Annotated in this window: 14 protein-coding genes; 3 read left to right on the top strand and 11 right to left on the bottom strand. The window is 52.2% G+C overall.

Annotation, left to right across the window (positions count from 1 at the left end; all coding sequences use genetic code 11):
• Positions 1–14: 14 nt before the first annotated feature.
• The 11 genes from pcaF to H8K27_RS13945 all read right to left on the bottom strand — a co-directional run bounded on the left by pcaF (position 15) and on the right by H8K27_RS13945 (position 10,218).
• Complete coding sequence (gene pcaF, locus H8K27_RS13995) at positions 15–1,217, bottom strand: 3-oxoadipyl-CoA thiolase (RefSeq protein ID WP_186863812.1); 1,203 nt, start codon at positions 1,215–1,217, stop codon at positions 15–17.
• Between the two features lie 98 nt (positions 1,218–1,315).
• Positions 1,316–1,969, bottom strand: a complete 654-nt coding sequence (locus H8K27_RS13990) for a 3-oxoacid CoA-transferase subunit B (RefSeq protein WP_186863811.1) — start codon at positions 1,967–1,969, stop codon at positions 1,316–1,318.
• 14 nt (positions 1,970–1,983) lie between these two features.
• Positions 1,984–2,643 (bottom strand): 3-oxoacid CoA-transferase subunit A, encoded by a 660-nt coding sequence (locus H8K27_RS13985; protein WP_186863810.1) that lies wholly within the window; start codon positions 2,641–2,643, stop codon positions 1,984–1,986.
• A 72-nt stretch (positions 2,644–2,715) separates the two neighbouring features.
• Positions 2,716–3,903, bottom strand: a complete 1,188-nt coding sequence (locus tag H8K27_RS13980; RefSeq protein ID WP_186863809.1) for a benzoate/H(+) symporter BenE family transporter — start codon at positions 3,901–3,903, stop codon at positions 2,716–2,718.
• Between the two features lie 33 nt (positions 3,904–3,936).
• Positions 3,937–4,722: a 1,6-dihydroxycyclohexa-2,4-diene-1-carboxylate dehydrogenase gene (locus tag H8K27_RS13975; RefSeq protein ID WP_186863808.1), complete on the bottom strand. Its 786-nt coding sequence runs from the start codon at positions 4,720–4,722 to the stop codon at positions 3,937–3,939.
• Positions 4,723–4,724: 2 nt separating this feature from the next.
• Positions 4,725–5,744, bottom strand: coding sequence for a benzoate 1,2-dioxygenase electron transfer component BenC (benC, locus tag H8K27_RS13970; RefSeq protein WP_186863807.1), 1,020 nt, complete (start codon positions 5,742–5,744; stop codon positions 4,725–4,727).
• A gap of 41 nt (positions 5,745–5,785) precedes the next feature.
• Positions 5,786–6,277, bottom strand: a complete 492-nt coding sequence (gene benB / locus H8K27_RS13965) for a benzoate 1,2-dioxygenase small subunit (RefSeq protein WP_186863806.1) — start codon at positions 6,275–6,277, stop codon at positions 5,786–5,788.
• The gene (gene benA, locus H8K27_RS13960) at positions 6,274–7,644 is read right to left on the bottom strand and encodes a benzoate 1,2-dioxygenase large subunit (protein ID WP_186863805.1); all 1,371 of its coding nucleotides are present in this window, start codon (positions 7,642–7,644) and stop codon (positions 6,274–6,276) included. Before benA ends, benB begins: the two co-directional genes overlap by 4 nt.
• A gap of 115 nt (positions 7,645–7,759) precedes the next feature.
• Entirely contained in the window at positions 7,760–8,680 is a 921-nt protein-coding gene (catA, locus tag H8K27_RS13955; protein WP_186863804.1) for a catechol 1,2-dioxygenase, read from the bottom strand.
• A gap of 72 nt (positions 8,681–8,752) precedes the next feature.
• A complete protein-coding gene (catC, locus tag H8K27_RS13950) occupies positions 8,753–9,043 on the bottom strand; it encodes a muconolactone Delta-isomerase (RefSeq protein WP_186863803.1) in 291 nt (96 codons plus the stop codon).
• A gap of 65 nt (positions 9,044–9,108) precedes the next feature.
• Positions 9,109–10,218: a muconate/chloromuconate family cycloisomerase gene (locus H8K27_RS13945; RefSeq protein WP_186863802.1), complete on the bottom strand. Its 1,110-nt coding sequence runs from the start codon at positions 10,216–10,218 to the stop codon at positions 9,109–9,111.
• A 102-nt stretch (positions 10,219–10,320) separates the two neighbouring features.
• On the opposite strand from H8K27_RS13945, the gene H8K27_RS13940 reads away from it, so the two are divergent.
• The 3 genes from H8K27_RS13940 (at position 10,321) to H8K27_RS13930 (ending at position 17,107) form a co-directional block, all read left to right on the top strand.
• Entirely contained in the window at positions 10,321–11,235 is a 915-nt protein-coding gene (locus tag H8K27_RS13940) for a LysR family transcriptional regulator (RefSeq protein WP_186863801.1), read from the top strand.
• A gap of 249 nt (positions 11,236–11,484) precedes the next feature.
• On the top strand, positions 11,485–12,648 hold the full coding sequence (locus H8K27_RS13935) for a response regulator (RefSeq protein ID WP_186863800.1): 1,164 nt from the start codon (positions 11,485–11,487) through the stop codon (positions 12,646–12,648).
• 130 nt (positions 12,649–12,778) lie between these two features.
• Positions 12,779–17,107 carry a PAS domain S-box protein gene (locus tag H8K27_RS13930; protein ID WP_186863799.1) on the top strand — a complete coding sequence of 1,443 codons (4,329 nt, stop codon included), beginning with the start codon at positions 12,779–12,781 and terminating at the stop codon, positions 17,105–17,107.
• Positions 17,108–17,228: the final 121 nt, after the last annotated feature.

Raw genomic sequence — 17,228 nt, 5'->3', positions numbered from 1 at the left:
TCCAATCAATGAATTCAGACGCGTTCGATGATCATGGCGATTCCCTGGCCGACGCCAATGCACATGCTGCACAGGGCATAACGTCCCTGGGTGCGTTGCAGCTGATACATGGCGGTGGTCACCAGCCGTGCTCCCGACGCGCCGAGCGGATGCCCTAAAGCGATCGCGCCGCCATTCGGATTCACGTGCGCCGCATCGTCCGGCAAACCCAGATCGCGGGTGACGGCGAGTGCCTGTGCGGCAAAGGCTTCGTTGAGTTCGATGACATCCATCTGGCTCAGTGACAGATTGGCTTTGGCCAGTACTTTGCGGATTGCCGGTGCGGGTCCAAATCCCATGATGCGGGGAGCAACCCCGGCTGCAGCAACGGCAATAATTCTTGCTCTCGGAGTGAGACCGTGTTCTGTCAGCGCCTGCCCGGATGCCAGCAGCAAAGCGCAGGCGCCGTCATTCACTCCCGATGCATTGCCCGCCGTCACGGTGCCGTCTGGACGGACGACGCCCTTGAGTTTGGCCAGTGCTTCCAGTGTTGTGGCACGCGGATGTTCATCCTGACTCAAAATCAGCGGATCCCCTTTGCGCTGCGGCAGTGTGACCGGAACGATTTCATCATTAAAAATGCCGTTCTGTTGCGCCAGCGCTGTGCGGATCTGGCTGTGCAGTGCAAAGCGGTCCTGGTCTTCGCGTGAGACGGAAAAATCGGCAGCAACATTTTCTGCGGTTTCCGGCATCGAATCGACACCATATTGCGCTTTCATGAGCGGATTGATGAAACGCCAGCCTATCGTCGTATCTTCAATTCTGGCATTGCGCGAAAAGGCACTGTCTGCTTTTCCCATCACAAACGGTGCGCGTGACATGCTTTCGACGCCGCCGGCAATCATCAGATCGCAGGAGCCGCTTTTCAAGGCATTGGCCGCGATGCCGATCGCGTCCAGGCTCGAACCACAGAGCCGGTTAACCGTGCTGCCCGGAACAGCTGCCGGCAGACCTGCCAGCAGGCTCGCCATGCGGGCCACATTGCGGTTGTCTTCACCTGCCTGATTGGCGCAGCCGTAGATCACGTCATCGATTTTCGACCAGTCCAGAGATGGATGGCGCGTCATCAGCGCCTTGATCGGCAAGGCGGCCAGATCATCGGTCCTGACGCCCGACAGCGTACCGCCATAGCGGCCAAAAGGGGTTCGGATTGCATCGCAGATAAACGCCTGATTCATTGTGTCTCCTCCATTATTCATGTCGTATGCCGGGTGCCATTTGGCATTCGTGCGCGGATATCCCTGCATTACCTGATGGATACCGGCCGCATGGCGCTTTATTGTGCCTGATTCTGCAGCAGGGGGGCGGCAGTCAGGGTTTGCAGTTCTTCAAAATTCAGTCCGGGCACGATTTCACGTACGACCAGCCCTTGCGGTGTGACATCAATGACGGCCAGATCGGTGTAGATGCGATCGACGCAAGCGATACCTGTCAGCGGATAACTGCAGCGCTCGACAATTTTTGATTCTCCGGATTTTGTCAGATGTTCCATCGTGACGAACACCTTTTTCGCACCAATTGCCAGATCCATCGCGCCGCCGACTGCCGGAATGGCATCGGCCTCACCGGTATGCCAGTTTGCCAGATCGCCGTTAGCGGCAACCTGAAATGCGCCCAGCACGCAGATGTCAATATGTCCGCCACGCATCATCGTGAATGAATCGCCGTGATGGAAGAAACAACCTCCGGTCAGCAGCGTGACAAATTCTTTTCCGGCATTGATCAGTTCCGGATCACGGTCTTGCGGAGCCGGGGCCGGGCCCATGCCCAGAACGCCGTTCTCGCTGTGCAGGAAAATATCTTTGTCGGGGTCAAGATAATTGGCAATCCGGGTCGGCAAACCGATTCCCAGATTGACATAAGAACCTTCGGGAATGTCACTGGCAACGCGCTGTGCAATCTGATCGCGGGTATAACGTTGGTAGCTCATGCGGTTCTCCTTGCTCAGACGGCGATAACATGTTGGACGAAAATACCCGGCGTGATGATGTTTTCCGGGTCCAGCGCGCCCAGCGGCACAATGTTCCTGACCTGCGCAATGGTGCAGGCAGCGGCGGTCGCCATGATGGGGCCGAAGTTGCGGGCACTCTTGCGATAAATCAGATTGCCCCAGCGGTCGCCTTGTTGTGCCTTAATCAGTGCAAAGTCTGCATGAATCGGATATTCGAGCACATAATTTTTGCCGTTGATGTTGCGGGTTTCCTTGCCTTCTGCCAGCAGTGTGCCGTAGCCAGTGGGTGTGAAAATCGCGCCAAGACCAGCGCCGGCAGCCTGAATCCGGGCGGCCAGATTACCTTGCGGTACCAGTTCGAGCTCGATTTTTTTTGCATGATAGAGTTTGTCAAATTCGTAGGAATCCGACTGGCGGGGAAATGAACAGATAATTTTTCTCACGCGGCCAGCTTTCAGCAATGCCGCCAGACCGAGATCACCATTGCCTGCGTTATTGTTGACGATCGTCAGGTCACCGGCGCCGTGCGCAATCAGTGCATCAATTAATTCTGCCGGTTGTCCGGCGGTGCCGAAACCACCGATCATGACCGTTGCACCGTCCTGAATTTTTCCGATCACTTCCTGCATCGGGATGCTGGTTTTATCAATCATAGCTTTACCTGTGTTTGTTACTCATTCATTCAAAAAATACGAAGCATCCCTTATCGCGAAATACGCGCCACCTTACTCTGCCGCCGGTTTGTGGTGCAGGATCAGATAAGCGACAATGCCGATCACGATCCCCCAGAATGCCGAGCCAAGGCCAAATAGCGTCATGCCGGATGCTGTCGCCAGAAAGGTAATCATTGAGGCTTCACGATGCTCTTCATCCTGAATCACACCCATGATATTGGTGCTGATCGCACCCAGCAGGGCCAGTCCGGCAAGCACGGCCACAAACTCTTTTGGCAGGCTGGTGAATAAAGCCACAATTGTTGCCGCCAGCGCACCGCCGATCAGGTAAAAGACACCGTTGGCAATTCCGGCGATATAACGTTTGCCGGCATGCTCATGGGCATCCTTGCCGGTACATAGCGCTGCCGTGATGGCAGCAATGACGATCGTGATGCCACCGAAAAAAGCCACAATAACAGACAGCAGACTCGTGATGATGAGGATCGGTCTGGCCGGAGTCTGATAACCCGACAGGCGCAGAATCGCCATACCAGGCAGAAATTGTCCGCTCAGGCTGACCAGAATCAGCGGCAATGCAAAACTCAGCGTGGACTGCCAGGTCCATTCCGGCGTGATCCAGACCGGCGCCGACAGCGTGACGTGCACCGTACTGAGATCAGCGAGATGCGTTATCCATGCCAGCAATGCGCCAGCCAGCAGGACAAGAACAATCGCATAGCGTGGCAGCAGTTTTTTACCGGCCAGATAGGTAAGAATCATGCCGATTGCCAGTACGGGGGTGGCTGTGACCGATTTGAAGCTGTTGACGCCGAACTGAAACAGAATACCTGCCATCATGCCAGCCGCAATTCCTTTGGGAATCTGCCGGATCAGTTTATCGAAATAGCCGGACAGGCCGATGAGCAGAATCACAATAGCGGATGTGATATAGGCTGCGACAGCCTGGCTCAGCGGCATCGCCGGAAACAGGCTGACCAGCAGTGCCGTACCCGGTGCTGACCAGGCTGTGATGACCGGCGTTTTCAGATACCAGCTGAGGAGGATGCCGGAAATGCCCGCACCGGCCGAAATCGCCCAGACCCAGGAAGCGGTCATTTCCGGCGTGGCGTGTGCCGAATGTGCCGCCTGAAAAAAAATAACCAGCGGCCCGGAATAAGAAATCAGCACGGCCAGAAAACCGGCCACCGTGGCCGAGAATGACCAGTCTTTCAGCAGGGAGTGCGGTGAATTTGTCATGGTGGCTTGCCTGTGTTGTCCCGATACCGCAGATTATCCCTGATCGCCGCCACCGACCGGCAGCACGGAGCCGGTGATGTATGAAGATTCGTCGGACGCCAGGAACAAGATAGCGTTGACCTGTTCATCGATCGTGCCATAGCGGCGCATCAGGCTGGAGGCAATCGTCTGATCGACAATACCCTGATACCAGATTTCTTCCTGTGCGCTGAGCGGCTGGGTATTACGGGGTACCTTGCGCGGTGGCGCTTCTGTGCCGCCGGTCGCCACTGCATTGACCCGGATGCCATCAGCAGCGTGTTCTAACGCCAGACTGGCGGTCAGCGCATTGATGCCGCCTTTGGCTGCCGAGTAGGGAATGCGATAAATGCCGCGCGTCGCAATCGATGAAATATTGACGATGACACCGCACCGATGCGCCAGCATTGCTGGCAGGACGGCACGACATGACCACAAGGTCGGAAACAGGGAACGACGGATTTCCGCTTCGATCTGCGCTTCTTCATATTCCTGATACGGTTTTGCCCAGATGGTGCCGCCGACATTGTTGATCAGGACATCAATCCTGCCAAACTGCACCAGCGCTGTCTCTGTCATGGACTGAGCGCCCTGATAGGTTTCCAGATCAACCTGCGTCACGATGGCTTTTCCGCCGGCGGTGATAATTTCTGTCGCCACCTCGTGCACCAGCGGGGAACGGTCAGCCAGTATCAGCTGACCACCTTCCTGGGCGATTGCCACAGCCACGCCACGGCCAATTCCCTGGGCTGCCCCGGTCACCAGCACGACTTTATTCGTAAAACGTTGAGAGGTGCGCATGATCAGGCTCCGCTGCTGGCTGAAAATTTTTCGTAATGAAAACTGGCGGGGGTAATTCCGATTTCCGCCAGCCAGTTTCTGACAGCATCGACCATTGCTACCGGGCCGCACAGATAGACATCTGCATCACCCTGATTCAGCCATTCTGTTTCCACATGCTGGGTCACATAGCCTTTGCGCGAATGCTGGCTTTCCGGTGCGGCGACACAGGTGCGGTAGCTGAACTCCGGATGCTGTGCTGCGATTTTTTCCAGTTTTTCCAGTGCCACCAGATCCTTATCATGGGTCACGCCAAATACCAGCCGCACAGGTTGCGTAAAACCCTGTTCTGCCAGCACATCGAGCATCGACAGGAATGGCGCAATGCCCGTTCCACCTGCCAGCATCAGCACCGGGCGCTGCACTGGACGCAGGTAAAAGCTGCCATAAGGGCCGGAGAACTGCATACTTTGTCCAGCTGTTGCCTGTTCGCTCAGGAAGGTGCTCATGCGCCCCTGCGGGACATTGCGCACCACAAACGATGCCAGTGCCGCACCTGGCGGTGAGCTGAATGAATAGGCGCGTGTCAGCGCCGTGCCGGGAATGGTGACATTCACATACTGACCTGGCAGGAAACTCAGGGCCGGGGAATTTTCCAGCCTGACAGAGAAGGCGATCGTGGAATCGGAAATAGCCTCCACCTGCGCGAGTTCTCCCTCAAAACTGGAGACACCGGTCTTGCAGGACGCCGATGTTGCCGGAATCCGGATCACACAATCCGATTTCGGTCTCATCTGACACGCCAGAATATAGCCTTTTGCTGCATCTGCCGGTTCCAGGGCATCTTCAATGTAACTCGATTCCGGCATGTCATAGTCACCGGATTCGCAAAATCCGCGGCAGGTACCGCAGGCGCCATCGCGGCAATCCAGGGGAATATTCATTTTCTGACGGTACGCTGCGTCGGACAATTTTTCATTGTCATTGCATGTGATGAAGCGGGTGACGCCGTCTTCAAATTGCAGTGCGATGTTGTGGCTCATCGACTTGTCTCCTGAACGATATAGATGTGTGGTAACGAAGCTCAGATGTGATAAATATCGATCACCTGATTGATATAGTCATTTTTCAGCACCACGTATTTGTCAGTGATTTTCGGGGCATTTCCGGAAAAATCGATCACATAGCGCGACATGCCGAAATAACTGTAATTCGTTTTATAGCGATGACTCAGCGTGTGCCAGTTAAAGCGCACGGTACAGACATCGCCTTCCTGCTTTTCCAGTTCAATGTTGGCGATGTTGTGACTGGTGCGGGTGTCCGGCATGGTGGCGCTGGAGCGTTCCGTTTTGATGCGGAACACCCGGTCTTCCAGCCCTTGGCGGGTCGGATAAAAAATCAGCGAAATCTCGCGCTGCGGATCGGTGATCAGACGGTCGCTGTCGTCCCACGATGGCATCCAGAACTGGGTGTCGTTGTCATAACATTCCAGCCATTCATCCCACTGCTCGTCATCGAGCAGACGGCTTTCGCGGTAGAGAAAACTGCTGATCTCTTGCAGACTGATGGTTTTCATGCAGATGCTCCTTCCTGTTGCAAGGCTTTTGTCATGACGTCCAGCCAGTAACGGTGTTGAACGGTGTACAAACCTTCGTCTTCTGTCTTGAGTCCGCTCATGACCGGCTTCAGGCCGATTTCCTGCGCAGCGGTATCGGCACCTTCGATCCAGTGCTCGGAGCCGCGGCACATATCGTTCCATGCCAGAGAGATGCCCTGAAAACCTTGCTGGCAGGCGCGGAATTCTTCCAGATCATCCGGCGTCGCCATGCCGCTGACATTAAAAAAATCCTCGTACTGGCGGATCCTGCGTGAGCGCGCCTCCGCGGATTCCCCTTTGGGCGCTATGCAGTAAATCGTGACTTCCGTTTTATCAACGGCCAATGGCCGCAGCACACGGATTTGCGAACCGAACTGATCCATCAGATACACATTCGGATACAGGCACAGATTCCGTGAGCGCTCAATCATCCAGTCGGCAGTCGGTTTGCCGAACTTACTGGTGTATTCTGCATGGCGCGGGAAGTTCGGACGATCTTCCGGATTCGCCCATTTGGTCCACAGCATCAGGTGACCATGTTCAAAGGCGTAAAAACCGCCGCCTTGCTTACCCCATTTACCCGCATCCATGGCGCGGATATTGTCGGCGCGCCGGGCTTCCTGTTCTTTGCGATGATTGGTGGTGGCCGCATAATTCCAGTGCACGGCAGAAACGTGATAGCCGTCAGCGCCATTTTCAGCCTGCAGTTTCCAGTTACCTTCAAAGGTATACGTGGACGAACCGCGCAGCACTTCGAGCCCGTCGGCAGACTGATTCACAATCATGTCGATGATTTTTCCTGCTTCACCGAGAAATTCAGGGAGCGGCAATACATCTTCATTCAGGCTGCCGAACAAAAAGCCTTTATAGTTTTCAAAGCGGGCGACCTTTTTCAGATCATGTGAACCTTCTTTGTTAAAACAGTCCGGATAGCCGGCATCCTCGGGATCCTTGACCTTCAGCAGTTTGCCGCTGTTATTGAAAGTCCAGCCGTGGAACGGGCAGGTGTAGGTTGCCTTATTGCCGCTTTTATGACGACACAGCATCGCACCGCGATGGCTGCAGGCATTGATGAACGCATTCAGCTCACCCTGACGGTTGCGGGCGATGAAGACCGGCTGGCGACCGATATACGTCGCGTAGTAATCATTGTTTTCCGGAATCTGGCTTTCATGCGCGAGGTAAATCCAGTTGCCTTCGAAAATGTGTTTCATTTCCAGTTCAAACAATGCTTCATCGGTAAAAGCGCTGCGATGCAGGCGGTAATCACCGGTTTTTTTATCTTCGATCAGATAGTCGTCCATGCTTTTGAGCTTGGGCGTTTTGTCAGGATGAATGGGTATCATGGCGTCTCTCAGTATGTGTGAGTCCCGGATAGCTATTGCATGCAACGCTATCTTTCTTGGCAGGTCAATCCCGTGCTGGCATTGACCTGTGAGCTGTTACGAAGCTGCTGCAGGTTTATGCTGCGGCGCGTGCCCGCTCAACTTCCGCTGCTGGCGCTGCCGTGTTTTCGGCATACAGATGGAAGTCGAAATCGATGGATGCAAACGGTGCGCTGACTCCTTTGGCAGCCAGTTGTGCGGCGTCGGCGATATGTTTGACTTCCGGTACCAGACCTTCACGGCTGGCAAAGGCAAAGTCATCCCACAGATACTCATCGCCATCGATATTGATTTGCGTGGTCAGCTTGCGATGGTTGGCGGCAGTGACGAAGAAGTGAATGTGTGCAGGACGGCGGCCATGACGGCCTAACAGATCCAGCAATTGTTGTGTCGAGCCATCCGGTGGGCAGCCGTAGCCCATAGGAACGATGCTGCGGAACTGATAGCGGCCCTGTTCATCGGTGATGATGGAACGGCGCAGATTGAATGCCGACTGGCTCTGATCAAAAAAGGAATAGTTACCGAGCAGATTGGCATGCCAGACTTCCACTTTGGCATTCGGTACCGGTTTTCCCTGGGCGTCATAGACCGTGCCTTGCATGAACAGAACTTCTGCATTGGCACTTTCAGTACCGTCGTCAAGCCGTGCGAAACCTTTGGATTCCGGTGCACCGGCAACATACAGCGGGCCTTCGATTGTGCGTGGCGTGCCACCGGTCAGGCCGGCTTTGGCTTCGGCTTCGTCAGCACGGATATCGAGGAAACGCTCCAGCCCGAGGCCTGGCGTTAACAAGCCCAACTCATTGCGGCTGCCTGCAACAGACAGATATTCCAGACCTTTCCAGAATTCGGAAGGCTGGATATCGAGGTCTTCGATGGCTTTGCACAGATCGCTGACCAGGCGCAGAACGACTTGTTGTACGCGTGGATTCGCAGGACGGTCTGCGGCATCAACGATCCAGCTTTTTACCAGTGCATCAATTTCACTATGTTTCATGTTTGTCTCCAGAGGAAAGGATTTTTTGAATTTCAAGGTGGACTGCAATTGTTTCCGTGCAGGTCTGGTTGCTTACCGGTCGTCCGTCCTGATGGAGGATGGATGACGGCATAAAGGCATCACCTCGATCTGCATGTAAGGAAATAAAGGCAGGGCAGAGATCGTGGTGTGCAATTCATCGATGCTGCCGACATCAAAAATACTGATGTTGGCGTACTGACCGGCGATGCGCCACAGATGACGCCATTTGCCGTTTTGCTGTAAAGACTGAGCCATTTCTTTTTCTGTTTTTTTCAGCTCAGCTGCTTGATGTTCCGGCATGTCTGCAGGTAACCGGACGTCCATTCTGACGTGAAATAACATGGTGGTCTCCTCGTATTATTCAGTAATATTTATTAATCAATGAGATGTTGAATGCGCTGATGACATTATTTGCGGCGCATGAAATCGAGTTTTTCCAGATCAGGCTCGACACCCAGTCCCGGTGTGTCCGGCACTTGCAACATGAAATCCTGATAAACCAGCGGCTCGCGCAGAATTTCCTCGGTCAGGAGCAGGGGGCCAAATAATTCCGTGCCATACGCGAGATCGGTAAAGGTCGAAAATACATGGGCTGAGGCGGCGGTGCCGATGCCACCTTCCAACATGGTGCCGCCGTATAAACTGATGCCGGCAAGTTGTGCAACGGTGGCGACCTGCATGGCGGGAATCAGTCCGCCGGATTGGGTGATCTTGACTGCATAGACATCTGCGGCATGCTGGGTGGCTAAGTGGTACGCATCCAATGGACCATGCAAGGCTTCATCTGCCATCGTGGCAACGGCAAAACGGCTGGAGAGGCGTGCCAGTGCCTGGTGCTGATGGGCTTTTACCGGCTGCTCGATCAGATCGATACCACCTGCTTCCAGTGCTGCGATGCCGTTGATGGCATCCATTTCGCTCCAGGCCTGATTCACATCCACCCGGACACTGACGGTATCGCCCAATGCTTTTTTGATGGCCAGCACATGCGCCACATCGTCAGCCACTGCGCGGGCACCGATCTTCAGCTTGAAAATGCGGTGACGGCGCAGTTCCAGCATCTTTTCCGCTTCAGCAATATCTTTGGCAGTGTCGCCGCTGGCCAGCGTCCAGGCAACCGGCAAGGCCTGGCGCACCCGGCCACCCAATAATTCACTCAAAGGAATATTCAGTCGGCGCGCTTGTGCATCCAGCAAGGCGGTCTCAATCGCACATTTTGCAAAACGGTTGCCCTGGATGATTTTGCGGATTTTTGCCATGGCCTGCGCAACCTGGCTGGCTTCCATGCCAATCAATAAAGGCGCGATATGTGTATCAATATTGGTCTTGATACTCTCCGGGCTTTCTTCTCCATAGTTCAGGCCGCCGATGGTCGTTGCCTCGCCCCAGCCGGTGATGCCGTCAGCGCATTGAATCCGGACCAATACCAGCGTCTGTGTGTTCATCGTGGCGACAGACAGCTTGTGCGGGCGTATTGTCGGTACATCAACCAGTATGGTTTCGATCTGCTGAATCATATTTATTTCGTATAATTGAATCGGATATGAGCAAGATATTCCCCTTGTTTTTAGTCGTCCAACACTGATTTGGTATGGTTTCTATACTTTTTAGGTATTGATATGGAATTTAGGCATTTGCGTTATTTTGTCGCTGTCGCTGAGGAGAAAAATTTCACCCGTGCTTCTGAGCGCTTATTCATTGCGCAGCCACCGCTGAGCCGGCAGATACAGCAACTGGAGGAGGAGTTGGGGGTGATTTTGTTTGAAAAGGGATCGCGGCCGTTACGACTGACTGAAGCGGGAAAATTTTTTTATGCCCATGCACAAAAAATATTGAACAAGGTTGCCGACGTAAAGTCGATGACACAGCGTGTCGGGAAGATTGAACGCACGCTGTCGATGGGATTCGTTGCATCCACCCTGTATGGCATGCTGCCCAGAATTATCAGGTTGTTCCGCACCCAGCATCCGGCGATTGAGATCAGCCTGCATGAAATGACGACGATGGAGCAGATTCAGGCTTTAAAAGAAGGGCGCATCGATGTCGGATTCGGACGTATCAAACATGAAGACCCGAATATCCGCCGCATCGTCTTACGCGAAGAACGGCTGATGCTCGCCGTTCCGGTGTCCCATCCATTTTCAGCCAGTCATGAAGCGATCAGTCTGAAAGCGCTGGTTCCTGAGAAACTGATTGTCTTTCCCAAGTCGCCGCGTCCGAGTTTTGCTGATCAGGTATTGGCTGCTTTTATGCTGAAAGGTTTGCAACCGGAAAAGGTGTTCGAGGTCAGGGAGTTGCAGGTGGCGATCGGCCTGGTTGCTGCCGGTGAGGGGATCGCGGTAGTCCCTGCCAGCGTGCAGGGAATGCGGCGCAGTGATGTGACTTATCTGGATATTCTGGAAAAACATGCCGTTTCACCGGTCATTTTCAGCGCCCGCATGTCAGATCAGTCGCCGGAGCTGCAAAATCTGCTTCAGCTGATCTACGAGATTTACGATGATGCGCAGATTTCGTATTCGAGAGAGACGCTTTGAGTTTGACGCTGATCAGGAAAAAAACGGTATTGCTACCGTTGGAATAAAGGGAAATTCATTTTCAGGCATGAATGCGCGGCATGATAAAAAAATGCAAACATATTTATCGGAAATCTAATAATATTTCACATAAATTCAGCAATGGAAGTTTCTTTAATGCAATAAAATTGAGCGGTCAGATTACTGCATCCGCCGGTTTGGGTAGTCTGAAAAGATGTTTGCAAACAAGGGATTTTTATGGGTAATGCCATGACCGCTGTGCCAGTTTCTGAATTGCCAACCATTTTGCTGGTTGATGATACCAAGGAGAATCTGACAGTCATTGGCCAGATTCTGAGACCTCATTATCGTGTCCGCGTAGCGAATTCGGGCTCGCGGGCATTGCAGATTGTGCATACCGACCCACGACCGGATCTGATTCTGCTGGATGTGATGATGCCTGAGATGAGCGGGTATGAGGTGCTCCAGATATTGCGCTCCCAGGATGCTGTCAGGCACATTCCAGTTATTTTTGTGACTGCGCTGAGCGCCGATGATGACGAAGAATATGGTCTTTCTCTGGGCGCGGTAGATTACGTGACCAAACCTGTGAAACCCGCACTATTGCTGGCACGGGTACATGCCCAGCTGGAACTGAAGCAGGCCAGAGACCGGCTGGCGCAGCAGAACGTGTATCTGGACGCAGAAGTCCGGCGACGTATGGCCGAAAATGAACTCATTAAAGACCTGAGTCTCTTTGCGCTTGCCACACTGGCGGAAAAACGCGATAACGAAACCGGCAATCACCTTTACCGCACTCAGGCATACGTCGAACTGCTGATCGCTTATCTGAAAGATACGCCACGATTCAGGGATGAGCTGGCATCTTCAGAATACCGGCGCCGCATTGTGAAGGCCGCACCACTGCATGATATTGGCAAGGTGGGGATTCCCGATGCAATCTTGCTCAAGCCCGGTAAGCTCACACCGGACGAACTGGTGATCATGAAAACACATGCCCAAATCGGCGCAGATGCGATTGATGAAGCGATCGCCAGAGCCAATGCCATCCAGGCTGAAGTCATAGAGGCTGGAGGACATCATGATCACTCCAGCTCGGTCGCATTTCTGGAAACTGCGCGTGAAATTGCGGTTGGTCATCATGAAAAATGGGATGGAACCGGATACCCGCAGGGACTGAAGGCTGAGCAGATTCCTCTGTCGGCAAGACTTATGGCACTGGCGGATGTGTTTGATGCCCTGATTTCACGCCGTCATTACAAGGAAGCATTTCCGCTTGAAGATACGATACAAATCATTACCGATGGCAGCGGTAAACATTTTGATCCCGATATTGTGAGTGCGTTTCTTGTGCTGAAGGATGAATTCATTCTTATTTCCAGACGTTATTCCGATCAGGTAAGCCCATCGTGAAGACTGTCAACGGAAAATCCCTATGCGTATGATCCGGCAAGCCTGTATTCAGGTCAGCGAAGTGTTTTACGGCTCGTTATGCCGTACGACCGAAGCGGCACAACTCCTCAAATAACAAGTATTCTCCGATATGGATTCAGATCGTAATTACTTCAAAAGAGTCCGGTTTCTGATTTTATTTTTCGTGCCTGTCGCGCTGGCATTGTTGTGTGCCGCTGTATTCAGTTATTGGACTGAAATACGGGTTCAGCAAATGCGGGCGGATGTCGATGAAAATGAACGGATTTATCTCGAAACTGCGGCAGAAGCATCTGCGATCAGTTTGCAATCATTGATTATTCAGCGCGATCTGATGCTGGCTTTAACACATAGCAAGGCGGGCAGTATCAGTGATGCGGATGTGCATCGCCTTCATAGCGAGATTGTCGATAAATTTGATGGACTGGAACACAGACTGGAAAAATTTGAGCGCTTTTCAGAGAAATCTCTGATCGGCGATAAGTTATTAAAAACACGCATTTTCTTCGGAGATTTTAAGCAGTTTGTGTTGAAGAGCACGGATATGGTGGCCGTAGACCCGATGCTGGCCAGTCATTATATTGAGAATGCCGGAGTCCATTATGTTGATCTCGCATTGCAATTGCACTCAATTGACGATGTGCTGAGCCAGCATGCGCTGGATGAAAGTGTCGATGCCAGCCAGCATCTGAATACCTATAGTGAGCATCTGCGCTTGATCAGTATTGGCGGGACTTTCGCTCTGATCGGTGTCTGGCTGCTGATTGCGATCCGGCTTACCAAGCGTCTTGATTTATTGACTGCCAGTCTGTCGTATCTGGCGAACCCTCAACAAATCGGACAGACTATTCCTTTGTTCCCGGAGATTGTATCGATTGCCAAAAAGAAAGGAACGCTGATTGGTGATATGGCCGACGCCGTATTGGCTTTCAGAGACACACGTTATCAGAGAGATGCCATGCAGGCCGAACTGGAGTCAGAGCGCAGTCATCTGGATGCGCTGATTCAGGGCATGCCTGATCTGGTGTGGTTCAAAGACCTGAATGGTGCATACCGGATTTTTAATAATCGCTTTCTGCAGCAGGCAGGAAAAACGGCGCAGGAACTGGTTGGTCTGACCGATATTGAGGTTTTTCCCAAATTGGAAGCTGAGCTGTACCAGACCGGTGACAAGATTGCGATAGAGCGCGGCACTTATGAGTTACCACCTCACTGGCGGACATTTGCAGATGGTCATCAGGAACTGATCGTTTCCATCAAGACCCGGATTTATGATGCAGAAGGCAAGTTACTGGGGGTTTTGGGAATAGGCCGGGATATCACTGCGCTGGAAATGGCGCAACAGGCATTGCGCGAAAGAGAGCAGCAATATGCTGCCATTGTGAGTCAGGCACCGATAGGTATTTTGCTGATTGATCATGACTTGGGATTCATCAATTTTAACGACGCAGCCTGTCATTCTCATGGCTACACAAGAGAGGAATTCGCCAGGCTGACGCTATATGACTTGCAGACGCAAAGTGATAAGCGCGTCACCAAACGCCATTTGGAGGAAATTATTGCCTTGGGCGGAATGGAATTTGAGAATCAGCGGCGTACCAAATCTGGCGAAATACGTGATTTCTGGATTTCGATGCGCCCTCTGGAACTGGCTGGCAAGGAGTGTTTTACAGCAATCTGGATGGATATTACCGAGCGCAAACAGACTGAACGCGAATTACATCGCTATCAGGATGAACTGGAACGACTGGTGGTGGAGCGCACGGCAAAATTAGAAGAAGCCCGGCAGCGTCTGGCAGATCAGGCGTTGCAGTTAGTGGCTGCGAATGAAGAATTGCAGGTGATTTTTGATTGCGCCACGGTTGGCATTGTGATTGTCAAAGACCGCAAGATATTACGCTACAACCATAAACTGGATGAGATATTCGGTTACCCCAGTGAAGGTATGCTGAATCAGAGCACGCGAATCTGGTATGCCAGTGATGAGCAGTTTGCATTGAGCGGGCATCTGATCGATGAGCGTTCGCCGATTCAGGAAGATTACCTGCAGGAACAGGAACTGGTCCGCCTTGATGGCAGCCGTTTCTGGGCGCGCCTGACGAATGCAAGAATCAATACTTCCGTATTTGAGGGGGCCATTATCTGTATTGTCGAGGATGTGACCGAAGAGCATCAGGTCGCCATGGAGTTGCGCGCTGCGAAAGAAATGGCAGAAAGTGCCAATCGCGCAAAAAGTTCGTTTCTCGCGAATATGAGCCATGAAATCCGAACCCCGATGAACGCCATTATTGGATTGGCGCATCTGATTCGCCGCGACCCTTTATCGGATCGTCAGACGCAACAGCTGGATAAAGTCACTGCGGCAGCTATGCACTTACTGTCAGTGATTAACGACATTCTTGATTTTTCAAAAATTGAAGCCGGAAGAATGACGCTCGATCCGACTGATTTTCAATTGGAACGGGTGGTCTCCAACGTTTTTGCCCTGATTGCGGATAAGGCGGAGGAAAAAGGGCTCGAGATGATTGCAGAAATCAATAACGTGCCAACTGCTTTATATGGAGACAGTGTCCGCCTTGGGCAAATATTGCTGAATTTCGCCAGCAATGCAGTTAAATTTACAGAAAAAGGCAGCATCATTTTGCGGGCTGTGCTGACCCGGCGCGATGCAGAACAGATGTGGTTGCGATTTGAGGTCAGGGATACGGGAATCGGTCTGACCGATGATCAGCAATCAAAATTATTTGCTGCTTTTCAACAGGCGGATGCGTCAACAACAAGAACCTATGGCGGAACAGGACTGGGGCTGGCAATTTGCCGGAAATTTGCTGAGTTAATGGGTGGACGGGTTGGTGTCAGCAGTGAGTACGGTAAAGGCAGTACGTTCTGGTTTGAAGCGCCATTTGGTGAAGGCAAAGAGCTGACCGGGCCCGGAGCACAATTATTGCAGCCCCGCACCCGGATTCTGGTGATTGATGATATGGAGGATGCGAGAGAAACGCTTGCTGATATGCTGAGAGCGCTGGGCGCGCGGGTCAGCACGGCAACTTCCGGAGCAGATGCTCTGGAGTTGGCTGCACAGGCAGATGCGATGGGGGACTCCTATCAGATGATTTTCACTGACTGGCAAATGCCTGAATTGACCGGGACGGAAACTTGCGAGCGGTTGCGACGGCTTCCGCTCAGAATACAGCCAGTGTGCATTTTGGTCAGTGGCAGCAGCGGCTGTCCTCGGGATGAAAAAGAGAGCCAGTTATTTTCTGCATTTATTCCTAAGCCTGTGCTGCCGACCATGCTGGCCGACACCATTGCCCGGGTTTCTGGCGAAAACCGGATTGCTATCGTGCCAGAGAAAAAAAATGAATTGCTGGCGTTTGTCCCAGGACACCATTTGCTGCTTGTTGAAGACAATCAGATGAATCAGGAAGTCGCGATGGAGCTACTGAAGGATATGGGTTTTCTGGTTGATCTGGCAGAAGATGGAGAGCAGGCTGTCGCACTTGCAGCAGCAGGTAAATATGACCTGATTCTGATGGATATTCAAATGCCTAAAATGGATGGTCTGGAGGCGACGCGGCATATCCGAGATATAGATATCTGCAAAAAAATACCGATCATTGCAATGACTGCTAATGCTTTTGCGGAAGATCGCGCTGCTGCATTGAGTGTGGGCATGGATGATTATGTGCCGAAACCTGTTGATCCTCAGCAGTTAAGCCAGGTTCTCGCTAAATGGTTGCCGGCCGCAGTCAAAGGTGGTGTAACTATCCTTACAGATAAATCCTTCTCTTTGCGTGAAGTAGATATTCTGAAAAAGATGCAGGCAATTAAAAACTTACGTCTTGAAGAGGGGCTACGGTCCGTCAGAAACAATGTTGAAAAATTAAATCATTTACTCCAATCTTTTGCTCAGGATCACGGAGGGGATGCTGTCAGTCTCAGATCGGAGCTGAAAGCAAGACAGAATGTGGATGCCAAGCGACGAGCGCACACATTGAAAGGTGTGAGCGGCATGATTGGATTTGGCCGGCTGAGTGAGTTGGCCGAAAAAATTGAGCGATGGATTGGCCAGAATTTGGATATGGAAATTAATCCTGAAGCTGCCGGGGTTAGTGATCTGGACGAGGAGTTATCCGAAGTATGTAACGCAATCAGGTTAGCTTTGGGAGATATGATTGACTTGGGAGAAGATAATTCCGCTTTACCCGATGATTTTCAGGACCGGTTGATTTTGTTGCAAAAACAATTGGTGGCAGATGATCTTGATGCAGAGGAGTCATATTTTGAATTGGCTTCGTCTTTTGAGCGAGCCTTTCCTGACAAGGCATCTGCGTTAAAGAGAGCGATCGAAGAGTTTGATTTTGTTCAGGCCGGTGAGATTGTGAACGCTCTTTTGGAAGATATAGGTGGAAATGTATTAAATAAAAGCGAAGAGGGGTAGTTGACAGTGTGCGTTAAGTCGTTCATAATCTCGTTTCTCTGCTGCTGACGAACAAAACGCTTCGCCAGCAAGCTCTAAAAGCCAGCAGACAAGACAGCGATCTTTAACAATTAACAGTCAA

Source organism: Cognatundibacterium griseum, from assembly GCF_014284195.1.
Taxonomy (GTDB): domain Bacteria; phylum Pseudomonadota; class Gammaproteobacteria; order Burkholderiales; family Burkholderiaceae_D; genus Undibacterium; species Undibacterium griseum.
The sequence above is the reverse complement of the archived record's forward strand: the minus strand, read 5'-3'. Positions and strand labels throughout refer to the sequence as shown.